Below are 10,620 nucleotides of genomic sequence, written 5' to 3' on the forward strand. Positions count from 1 at the left end.
CCGCCGTTCTTGCTGCCGATCTATCAGGCGGCGGGGATCGAGTACGGGATTCGCTGGGAGATCCTGGCGGCGATCAACGAGATCGAGACCGACTACGGCCGCAACCTCAACGTCTCGAGCGCGGGCGCGTTGGGGTGGATGCAGTTCATGCCGCCGTCGTGGAAGGCCTACGGGGTGGACGCCAACCGGGACGGCAAGAAGGACCCGTACAACCCGGTCGATGCGATCTTCGCCGCGGCGCGGTACCTGAAGGCCGCGGGTGCCGACGACGACATCCGCAAGGCGATCTTCGCCTACAACCACGCGGACTGGTACGTGGACAGCGTGCTGATGCGCGCCCGGCTGATCGGCGGGCTGCCCGCCGACCTCGTCGGCTCGCTGACGGGCCTGACCCAGGGGCACTTCCCGGTGCACGCGAAGGCCACCTACGCCGACGACCTGTCGGAGAAGGACGCCAAGACCCGTGTCAAGAAGGGTCAGAACGCGGCGAAGGTCGTGGAGTCGGCGGTCGGTCGGCGGGGCATCGACATCTTCGCGAAGCCGGGCTCGCCGGTGATCGCGGTGCAGGACGGCAAGATCGTGAAGATCGGCCAGACCAAGCGGCTGGGCAAGTTCATCCAGTTGCGTGACGTGTACGGCAACACCTACACGTACGCGCAGCTGAAGAAGGTCGCGGTCTCGCACCCGGTCCCGAAGGTCGAGAAGGTGTCCAAGGACGCGGTGGCCAAGGAGCTGGCGCTGCCCAAGGACGCCAAGCCCACGGCGCCGGCCAGTGCGGGCAGCCAGACGGCGAAGGCCTCCAAGCAGGTCCTGAAGGCCGCCTCGAGCGTGTCGAGTGCCGCGAGCTCCAAGGAGCGGCTGTTCGCCAACCCCTCGCGGCCGCACGCCTACAAGGCCGGCGGCGACGAGCAGCTCCTGAACGCCGGTGAGGCGATCGGGGAGAGCACGACGTTCAAGAGCTACTTCACCGAGATCTACGGGCTCAAGAAGGACGACGTGGTCCTCAAGCGCCTGAAGGTCGGGTCGAAGGTCATCGCGGGCACGATCCTGGGTCGGATCGGCAAGAGCGGCGACGGCTCGGCTTCGCACGTGAAGTTCGAGATCCGTCCGGCCGGGCGCGGTGCGCCACGGATCGATCCCAAGCCGATCCTGGACGGCTGGAAGCTGCTGGAGTCCACGGCGGTGTACCGGGCGGCCGGCAAGAACCCGTTCTTCGGGCCGGATTCCAAGAACCCGACGATCGGCCAGATCCTGCTGATGAGCAAGGAGGCGCTCCAGAAGAGCGTGCTGGAGGATCCGCGGATCGAGATCTACGGCTGCGGCCGCCGCGACATCAAGGCGGGCATCATCGACCGCCGTGTGCTGGCCACGCTGTCGTTCCTGTCGGCCTCGGGTCTGAAGCCCACGGTGACCTCGTTGCAGTGCGGTCACAGCCTGATGACCAAGTCCGGGAACATCTCCGAGCACTCGACCGGCACGGCGATCGACATCGCGAAGATCAACGGGATCCCGATCCTCGGCCATCAGGGCGCGGGCTCGGTGACCGAGTTGACGATCCGTCGGCTCCTGACGCTGCAGGGCACGATGAAGCCCCACCAGATCATCAGCCTGATGACCTTCGACGGGGCGGACAACACGATCGCCATGCCCGATCACGCCGACCACATCCACATCGGATTCCGGCCGCTGTACACCGAGAACGGCAAGCTCGCCAAGCAGCTCAACAGCGCGCTGAAGCCGTCCCAGTGGATCAAGCTGATCGACCGTCTCGGCGACATCGACAACCCGACGGTCGCCACCACGCCGTCGAAGTACGCGATCGACGCCGACAAGAACACCAAGATCGCCGGCGGGCGCGCCAGCCGGGCGCATCGCGGCGAGTAGCGACGCGCCGGTAGTGGCTCAGCCCGCCTCCGGCGCGGACCTTCCGCTCTTCCGGTTCGTGCAGCTCGAGTTCCCGTGGGAGCTCGGGCCGCCGGACGGGCGCTACGTCGTCCGCGGGCACGCGGGCGAGGTCGACCAGGTCGTGGTGACGCAGACGCTCGGGGCAGCGGAGCGTCGCGGCATCGTCCGCAACCGCAAGCCGCGTGGCGTGGCGCCCGAACCCGAGCCCACGCCGGTCACCGTCTCCCGCGTGACGATCGTGGCGCCGGAGCCGTTCGCGGAACGGGACGAAGGCGCGCCGTGGCTGAGGTCGGTCGACACGGAGGACGAGACGACGGCAGCGGTCGCGGTGCTCAACCGCCTGCTGCACCTCTACCGCACGGCCACCGCGGATCCCTACGCCCGCGAGGTCGCTCGCGAGCAGGCGATCTGCGTGCGCGTCGGCATCGGCGAGGGCGAACAGGTCGCACACGGCCGCTGGACCGACGCCGTCCAGCTCCCGCCCGTGGCCCGCAAGCGCGACACGCGCAACGCGGCGCTGCGCCCGCAGGAGCGCCTCGCCGCCCTGCTGGGCGGCAGGGACGCTGCGCTGGCGTGCGAGGAGCTGATCCTGCGAGCGCGCATCGACCTCGACGCGGGGCGTAGCCGTGAGGCCGCGCTGCAGCTGCGCGTCGCCCTCGAGGCTGCGATCGCCGAACTGGCGCCCTGGGCCGGTCAGCAGGCCGTCGCCGACCGGCTCGACGGGCTCCGCGCCGAGCGCCGCGCCGTCGGGGCGGCCGCCAACCGCGCCCTGGAGGGCGGCCTCGACGAGGAGGCGATCGCCGATCTGACGCGCATCGTCGGCCTGGTGGAGAGCGTTCTGCGCGCCCGCACGGCGGCCGGCTTCTCCTGATCCCCGGACCCGGCGGCGTCCGACGACGGACCGTCAGGTCGTGGCCGCACGCCCCTTGGTCGCCACGGGCACGGGCGCCGGGGTCAGCGAGGCGGCACCGATGACGAGCGCGAAGGCGCAGAGGCGCAGCACGACGCCGAAGGTGCCCTCCGGCAGCGGCTCCCCGAAGACGACGAGCCCCGAGGCGATGGTGCTGAGGTTCGCGGCCGCGGAGGTGACCGCGATCACGGGCACCGGGTCGCCGATCTGCAGCGAACGGGCGGAGACCACCAGCCCGATCAGCGACAGCACCAGGATCACGAGCGCGAGGGGCGCGATGAGGGCGAGCTGGTCGTCGGCGCCCAGATGCCCCGTCGCGGCCTTGATCGCGACGTCCGACGCGCCCCATTGCAGGCCGGCGGCAGCCGCGAAGAAGACCCCCGCGTGCGTCGCGACGCGGGCGCCGAGCACCATGGCCAGGCCCGAGCCCACGGCCAGCAGCGCCACGTACGCGGCGAGCGTGCCGCTCTCGTAGTCGCTGTGGGCGCTCTTCGCCTCGTCGCCGCCGAGCGTCGCGGCGAGCACTGCGAGCCCGGTGGCCGTGAGCGCGACCCCGATCCACTCGCGACGCGTCACCCGCAGGCCGAAGATGCGGTCGGCAACGACGGTGAGCAGGACGAGGCCACCGGCGATCACGGTCTGGACGAGGGTGATCGGCGCCAGTGCGAGCGCGGCGACGTGCAGGACCCAGGACCCGGTCGCGACGATGATCCCGATCGTCCACCACCGGTTCGAGAAGAGCGCCATGGTCGAGCGGATCGGATGGCGCCACGAGACCTCCGGCGCGCCTCGTGCTCCGCGGTGCTTGAACAGGAACCCGAGGATCGAGACGAACGCCGTCGCGATCGCGAGCAGCAGTCCGAGCTGGACGGACAGGCTCACGAGGTCGCGTCCGCCGCAGCCGTCGTGCGGTCCCGCTCCCGGCGGGCCTTCTGCTCCTCGAGCTCGGGATCGACGAGACCGCGGGCGGGGGCGGACTCCCGGGCGGGCACACCGAGCCCTGCCGCGCCCGCCTGCCCGAGATGCTCGGCAGCTGTTGCGAGGGCCTCGGCGTCGATCCGGGTCCGGCCGCCGGGGCCGAGCAGGTCGCTGACGGCGAGGACACAGCCCACGGCGACGCCGCGCAGCCGACCGACCTGCAGCAGGGCGGCCGCCTCCATCTCCACGGCCACCGCACCGTCCGCGACCCAGCCGGCGGCACGGGTGGGATCCCGCTCGTAGAACACGTCGCCGCTCGCCACGAGCGCCGGGTCGCGGCCGACGTGGTCGCTCAGGGCCCGGGTCAGCCCGGGATGGGCCTCGATCCGTCCTTCGGCGCCGAGGGCGCGGCTGGTCCCGTCGGTGGCGAGCACGGAACCGACGACGATCAGCTCCCCGAGTGCGTGATCGCCCGACAACGAGCCGCACGTCCCCACGCGGATCGCGCTCGTGACGCCCAGGTCGCAGAGCTCCTCGAGCACGATCGCCGCGCTCGGGCCGCCCATGCCCGTGGCCTGGATGGTGAGCGGCTCACCGTCGGCGGCGGCCCCGGTGTAGCCCCACAGTCCCCGGTGGTGGTTGAACATCCGTGGCGCTTCGAGCAGCAGCTGGGCGAGCGCGAGTGCCCGCCCCGGATCGCCGGGGAGCAGCACGCGTGGTGCCAGCTCCGCGGTCGGGTGAAGATGAATCCCTGGCGCGAGCAAGGCCCACCAGGATAGTGTGCGCACGTGGCCAAGAAGAACAAGAAGAGCAAGAGCCGCGCCGAGCAGGTCCGCACCGCGGTGGATCAGGCGTTCCACGCCACCGCGCAGGCGACCGCCGACAGCGCCCAGATCACGCGCGAACGCGCGCAGGAGCTCGCCGACGAGCTCGCCAACGCGGCGACGCGGGTCCGCGAGGCGCTCGAGGAGATGCGCCCGCCGACGGGCGACGAGGTGCGCAAGCTCCACGAGCGCATCGACGCGCTCGAGGCGAAGGTCGACGCGCTGTCGACCGCGGCGCCGCGTGCGGCGCGCTCCTCGCGCAAGGCGCCGGCGAAGCCTGCCGCCGCCAAGCCGGCGGCGTCGAAGCCCTCGGCCGCACGGAAGCCGGCCTCCCGCTCGACCGCGGCCAGGAAGCCCGCGACGCGGTCCACGGCTGCCAAGCCGGCGTCCACCCGGTCCACGGCCGCCAAGAAGCCCGCATCCCGGTCCGCTGCGGCGAAGCCCGCGGCGTCCCGCAGGCGTCCCACGACCGGAAGCTGATCCGCGGGGCGGACCGGTCGTCCGTCCCCGCCGTCCGCAACCGTCGGCATGGGTTCCATCTTCACCTCCGACACGGAGTTCCGATCCCTCATGGATCAGGTGTTCACGCTGATGAGCGAGGACCCGGACATGGGGCCGCGGCTGCGTGCCGCCAACGTCCCGCAGCGCTTCGCGTTCGAGGATCTGGGACTCGTCGTGAACGTGCGCCCCGGGTACGAGTGGGAGTCCGAGAACCTCGTCTGGGAGTGGACGGACGACGTGGACTGGGAGCCGCGGGTCTGGATGACGATGACCTCGGAGATCGCGAACCGGTACTTCCAGGGCAAGGAGAACATCGCGATGGCGATCGCGCGGCGCCGGATCAGCACCAGCGGGGACGTGAAGGCCGCGCTCGCGCTGATCCCGATCACGAAACCCGTGTTCGCGCTCTACCGCCGCGTCCTGCAGGCCGGTCACGAGCACCTCCTCGCGTGACCGAGCCGCCTGCGATCAGCCTCGCGGAGGCAGCACGGCGGGCGGGCATCAAGCCGGCCACGCTGCGCCGCTGGGTCGACTCCGGTGTCGTGCCCCGGCCGCAGGACGGTCGGTGGACGCCGGCGTCCGTCTCGTACGCGCGCGTCGTCGCCCGGCTGCGCAAGCGCGGTCACACGCTCGACCAGTTGCGCGACGCCTCCGCCCAGGGCCGCCTCGCGTTCGGCTACATCGAGGATCTGCTCCCCACCGCACACAGCGACTACACGCTGGAGCAGGCCGCGAAGGAGACCGGGCTCGAACCCGCGCTCATCGAGCGGATCTACTCCACCATCGGGTTCAACTCGCAGGCGCTGCGGCAGATCTCCGACGACGACCTGCAGTTCCTGCGCTACTGCGCGGCGGGCCTGGCCGCCGGGTTCCCGCTCGTGGCGTTCCTCCAGATGAGCCGCGTCTACGGGCAGGCCCTCGCGCAGATCGCCGACGCCGAGGTCCGCCTGTTCCATCTCTACGTCCATGAGCCCCTCATGCGGGACGGCGTCCCCGGTCTCGAGATGGCGGAGGAGATGGAGGGGCTGGCGCGGGAGCTGCTGCCGCTCGCCTCACCGCTGATGGATCACGTCCACCGGCGCTTCCTGCAGCACTTCGTCGAGCAGGACGTCATCGGTCATCTGGAGACCGACGCGATGGGCGAGCCGCTGGACCTGGGGCGGCTGCGGGTGGCGATCGCGTTCGCCGACCTGGCCGGGTACACGCGCCTCACGGAGGAGGAGGGGGAGGAGGAGGCCGTGAGCGCCGTCGAGCGCTTCGTGGAGAACGTCGAGTACACCCTCCCCGAGGACGCGCGGGTGATCAAGACCATCGGTGACGAGGTGATGGTGGTCGGCGGCGACCCGGCGGCGTTGACGGACTGGGCGGTCGGCTTCCAGATGCTGATGACCGAGCGACCGCTGCCGCGGATCGGCGTGCACTACGGCGAGACGCTGTACCGCGACGGCGACTACTACGGCCGGGAGGTGAACCTGGCGGCACGCGTCGCCGCCCGGTCGGCCGGTGGCGAGGTGATCGTCACGCGGCCGGTCGTCGAGCAGTCCGGCTCGCATCTGGAGTTCGATCTGATCGGCGAAGTGCGGCTCAAGGGCTTCAAGGAACCGACGGAGCTCTTCCTGGCGCGCCTGGCCGACGACGACTGAGCGGTCCAGGCAGGCCCGGGCGCGCCGCACGCGGGCGTCGGGCTACGCTGCGGCGATGGAGGTCTCGGTCGTGGAGCGCGTGCATCAGCGGGTGCGCGAGGGCGGGCTCCTGCCGCCCGGGACCCAGGTCGTCGTGCTCCTGAGCGGCGGTCGCGACTCGGTCTGCCTGCTCGACGTCGCAGCGACGCTCCTGGGCGCCGGTGCGGTCACCGCCCTGCACGTGAACTACGGGCTGCGGGACGAGGCCGACGCCGAGCAGGCCGCGTGCACGTCGCTCTGTGCCGCTCTGCGGGTCGGGCTCGAGGTGGAGCGCGCCCCGCGTCCGGAGGACGCGGGCAACCTGCAGGCGTGGGCCCGGGACCTGCGGTACGCCGCCGGCGCCCGGCTGGCGTCCGGGGCCGACACGGTGCTGGCCAGCGCCCACACGCAGAGCGACCAGGTCGAGACGATCCTCTACCGGCTGGCGTCCTCGCCCGGACGCCGGGCGCTCCTGGGCATGGAACCGCGCAGTGGTCGGCTCGTGCGTCCGCTGCTCGACACCACCCGCGACGAGACGACCGCCTACTGCACCGCTCGCGGGCTGCCCTTCGTCGACGACCCGGGCAACGACACCGACGAGTTCGCGCGCGGGCGCGTCCGCAACGGGCTGGTCCCGGCCCTGCGTTCCCTGCATCCGGCCGCCGAGCGCAACGTGCTGCGGACCGCGGCGCAACTGCGCGAGGAGGCCGCCGTCCTCGACACCGTCGTGCACACCGCGTTGGACGGCCGGCGCGACATCACCGTCGAGCACCTCCGCGCGCTGCCCCCGGCGCTGGGACGGCTCGTGCTGCGCCGACTGGCCGAGGAGACCACCGGAGCCCTCTGCGCCCGCGCGGCCGGACGCCTCCCGGACGTCCTGGCGCTGGGGGAGGGAGCGCTGGACCTCGGTGACGGCGCCCGGGCGGTCGTGCGGGGCGGGGTCCTGCGCGTCGAGCGAACCCCGCCGCTGGCCTGATCGTCCGCGGTCCTCGGGCGCCGGCACTACACTGGCGCCACATGCGCGACCCGCAGATCGGCGAGATCCTCGTCCAGCCCGATGCGCTCGCGGAGCGTGTTCGCGCCCTCGGCGCCGAGATCTCCCGTGACTACGAGGGTCGTGACCTCCTGCTGGTCGGCGTTCTGAAGGGCGCGGTGTTCTTCCTCGCCGACCTCATGCGCAACATCGACACGCCGTGCGAGGTCGACTTCATGGCGGTCGCCAGCTACGGGAGCGCCACCGACTCCAGCGGCGTCGTCCGGATCCTCAAGGACCTCGACCGGGCGATCGCGGGCCGGCACGTCCTGATCGTGGAGGACATCGTCGACTCCGGGCTCACGCTGCAGTACCTGCTGCGCAACCTGGGGGCACGGGATCCGGCGTCGGTGGAGGTGTGCGCGCTGCTCACCAAGCCGGAGCGCCGCAAGGTCGAGCTGCATGCCCGGTACGTGGGGTTCGAGATCCCGGATCGGTTCGTCATCGGCTACGGCCTGGACCACGCCGAGCGCTACCGGAACCTGCCGTACGTCGCCGCGCTGGTCCCCGGCGACGGCTGATCCGCACCGCCGCTCGCGGCCGTAGGTGCCGGTGATGTCGCACCTTCTCGCAGGCACGGTGCCGCCCCGCAACGGGCGGGATCCACGAGGCACCGTGGTAGAGTCGGCCTCCTTGCGTACCCACGCACGACGTCCACACGCCGCCGTCGCGGCAGAGGTTTCCGCCGTATGAGCCGGTTCTTCAAGAGCGCAGCGTTCCCGATCCTGATCGTGGTGGTTCTGGCGTTCTTCGCCCAGAAGCTCATCAGCCCGGGGGAGAAGCCGCCCAAGCTCCAGTACTCCGAGCTGATCCAGAAGATCGACGCCGGCCAGGTCAAGACCGTCGATCTCCGCACGCGCGACAACGTGCTCGTGTACGAGCTGCGGGAGCCCACCAGCAGCTCGACCAGCACGAAGGGCGAGAGCGGGTTCACCAACGGCAACGCGGACATCCTCGAGTCCAAGCTGGCCGCCGCGGTGCGCGAGGGCAAGCTCCAGAGCTTCGACATCGAGGGCAGCAAGAGCAACGGCTGGCTCTCGATGCTCACCTACGTCCTGCCGTTCCTGATCTTCATCGGGTTCTGGATCTTCCTGATGAACCAGATGCAGGGCGGCGGCTCCAAGGTCATGTCGTTCGGCAAGTCCCGTGCGAAGCGCATGAGCGTCGACTCGCCGAAGATCACGTTCCGCGACGTCGCGGGAGCGGACGAGGCCGTCGAGGAGCTCCACGAGATCAAGGAGTTCCTCGAGAACCCCAAGAAGTTCCAGGCGCTCGGAGCCCGCATCCCCAAGGGCGTGCTGCTCTTCGGCCCTCCCGGTACGGGCAAGACGCTGCTCGCCAGGGCGGTCGCCGGCGAGGCGGGCGTCCCGTTCTTCTCCATCTCCGGATCGGACTTCGTCGAGATGTTCGTCGGCGTCGGCGCCAGCCGCGTCCGCGACCTCTTCGAGCAGGCCAAGCAGAACTCGCCCTGCATCATCTTCATGGACGAGATCGACGCCGTCGGCCGGCACCGTGGCGCCGGCATGGGCGGCGGGCACGACGAGCGCGAGCAGACGCTCAACCAGCTCCTCGTCGAGATGGACGGCTTCACGATGACGGACAACATCATCCTCATCGCGGCCACCAACCGCCCGGACATCCTCGATCCGGCGCTCCTGCGACCGGGGCGCTTCGACCGCCAGATCATGGTCGACCGCCCGGACCGCAAGGGCCGCGCGAAGATCCTCGACGTCCACACCCGCGGCAAGCCGCTGGCCAAGGAGATCGACACCGACACCCTGGCGGGGCAGACGCCGGGCTTCACGGGCGCCGACCTGGCGAACCTCGTCAACGAGGCGGCCCTGCTGGCCGCCCGCACGGGCAAGCGCGAGATCACGCAGGCCGAGCTGGAAGAGGGGATCATGCGCGTGATCGCGGGCCCCGAGAAGAAGACACGCGTGATGGGCGAGAAGGAACGCCTGGTGACCGCCTACCACGAGATGGGGCACGCGCTCGTCGGGCATTTCCTCGAGCACGCCGATCCGGTGCACAAGATCTCCGTCGTGAGCCGCGGCCAGGCGCTGGGCTACACCATCTCGATGCCGGGCGAGGACAAGTTCCTCACCACGCGCGCCGAGCTGCTGGACCAGATGGCGATGACGCTCGGAGGCCGTGCTGCCGAGGAGATCATCTTCAGCGAGATCACGACCGGCGCCTCGAACGACCTGCAGAAGGTCACCGCGACCGCCAAGCAGATGGTGATGCGCTTCGGCATGAGCGAGAAGCTCGGGCCGCGCGTGTTCGGTCACGATCACGGTCAGCCGTTCCTGGGCCGGGAGTTCTCCTCCGAGCCGGACTACAGCGACGACATCGCCCGCGAGATCGACGCCGAGATCCGCCGGATCGTCGAGTCGGCCCACCAGCGCGCCAAGGACCTGCTGAGCGAGCACCGCGACGCGCTGCAGACCATCTCGGAGATCCTGCTCAAGCGGGAGACGATCGAGAAGGCCGAGTTCGAGGCGCTGATCGAGGGCAAGACCGAGCTCGAGGTCTTCGGGCCCGACGACGTCGAGCCCCCGGCCGACGAGACGCCGGAGCCGAGCCCGTCCTCGGAGCGCAGCGGGCGGGACGCCCCGCGCTCGCTCCCGCGTCCGGGTCTGGCCGGTGGCGGCGTCGAGGCGCGCGGGCTCGACGCCCCGGAGAAGCCCTTCCTCTGAGCACGCGGGGCCATCGGGCGACGTCCCACCCCGCAGGGAGCACCGCCGATGCTGCGTAGGATCCCCGGAGTGCGGGCGTTCACCGTCATGGGCGTGGTCAACGTGACGCCGGACTCGTTCAGCGACGGCGGCGCCTTCCTCGACGAGCGCGAGGCGATCGCCCACGGTCGTC

Annotated in this window: 11 protein-coding genes; 9 read left to right on the forward strand and 2 right to left on the reverse strand. The window is 71.0% G+C overall.

Features of this window, described 5'->3' with window-relative positions; translation table 11 throughout:
- Nucleotides 1-1,884, forward strand: a 1,884-nt coding sequence (locus tag ABYE80_RS10850; protein ID WP_372790292.1) for a lytic murein transglycosylase, incomplete at its 5' end; no start/stop codon positions are given.
- A 13-nt stretch (nucleotides 1,885-1,897) separates the two neighbouring features.
- Nucleotides 1,898-2,776: a hypothetical protein gene (locus ABYE80_RS10855; RefSeq protein ID WP_372790293.1), complete on the forward strand. Its 879-nt coding sequence runs from the start codon at nucleotides 1,898-1,900 to the stop codon at nucleotides 2,774-2,776.
- Nucleotides 2,777-2,809: 33 nt separating this feature from the next.
- On the opposite strand, the gene ABYE80_RS10860 is transcribed toward ABYE80_RS10855, so the two are convergent.
- Nucleotides 2,810-3,697, reverse strand: a complete 888-nt coding sequence (locus ABYE80_RS10860) for a hypothetical protein (RefSeq protein WP_372790294.1) — start codon at nucleotides 3,695-3,697, stop codon at nucleotides 2,810-2,812.
- Nucleotides 3,694-4,446: a purine-nucleoside phosphorylase gene (locus ABYE80_RS10865; RefSeq protein ID WP_372790295.1), complete on the reverse strand. Its 753-nt coding sequence runs from the start codon at nucleotides 4,444-4,446 to the stop codon at nucleotides 3,694-3,696. Before ABYE80_RS10865 ends, ABYE80_RS10860 begins: the two co-directional genes overlap by 4 nt.
- Before the next feature lie 75 nt (nucleotides 4,447-4,521).
- Between ABYE80_RS10865 and ABYE80_RS10870 the strand changes: the two genes are divergently transcribed.
- From ABYE80_RS10870 to ABYE80_RS10900, 7 genes are all read left to right on the forward strand, one after another.
- On the forward strand, nucleotides 4,522-5,037 hold the full coding sequence (locus tag ABYE80_RS10870; protein ID WP_372790296.1) for a hypothetical protein: 516 nt from the start codon (nucleotides 4,522-4,524) through the stop codon (nucleotides 5,035-5,037).
- A gap of 48 nt (nucleotides 5,038-5,085) precedes the next feature.
- Nucleotides 5,086-5,511 (forward strand): hypothetical protein, encoded by a 426-nt coding sequence (locus tag ABYE80_RS10875; RefSeq protein ID WP_372790297.1) that lies wholly within the window; start codon nucleotides 5,086-5,088, stop codon nucleotides 5,509-5,511.
- Nucleotides 5,508-6,701 carry an adenylate/guanylate cyclase domain-containing protein gene (locus ABYE80_RS10880; RefSeq protein WP_372790298.1) on the forward strand — a complete coding sequence of 398 codons (1,194 nt, stop codon included), beginning with the start codon at nucleotides 5,508-5,510 and terminating at the stop codon, nucleotides 6,699-6,701. The genes ABYE80_RS10875 and ABYE80_RS10880 overlap by 4 nt, the downstream gene beginning before the upstream one ends.
- Before the next feature lie 55 nt (nucleotides 6,702-6,756).
- Nucleotides 6,757-7,695: a tRNA lysidine(34) synthetase TilS gene (gene tilS / locus ABYE80_RS10885; RefSeq protein WP_372790299.1), complete on the forward strand. Its 939-nt coding sequence runs from the start codon at nucleotides 6,757-6,759 to the stop codon at nucleotides 7,693-7,695.
- 41 nt (nucleotides 7,696-7,736) lie between these two features.
- A complete protein-coding gene (gene hpt, locus ABYE80_RS10890; RefSeq protein WP_372790300.1) occupies nucleotides 7,737-8,273 on the forward strand; it encodes a hypoxanthine phosphoribosyltransferase in 537 nt (178 codons plus the stop codon).
- A 168-nt stretch (nucleotides 8,274-8,441) separates the two neighbouring features.
- Nucleotides 8,442-10,448 carry an ATP-dependent zinc metalloprotease FtsH gene (ftsH, locus tag ABYE80_RS10895; RefSeq protein ID WP_372790301.1) on the forward strand — a complete coding sequence of 669 codons (2,007 nt, stop codon included), beginning with the start codon at nucleotides 8,442-8,444 and terminating at the stop codon, nucleotides 10,446-10,448.
- Between the two features lie 48 nt (nucleotides 10,449-10,496).
- The coding region (locus ABYE80_RS10900) for a dihydropteroate synthase (RefSeq protein ID WP_372790302.1) at nucleotides 10,497-10,620 on the forward strand (124 nt) is incomplete at its 3' end.

The organism is Paraconexibacter sp. (assembly GCF_041602235.1).
Classification (GTDB): Bacteria; Actinomycetota; Thermoleophilia; order Solirubrobacterales; family Solirubrobacteraceae; genus Paraconexibacter.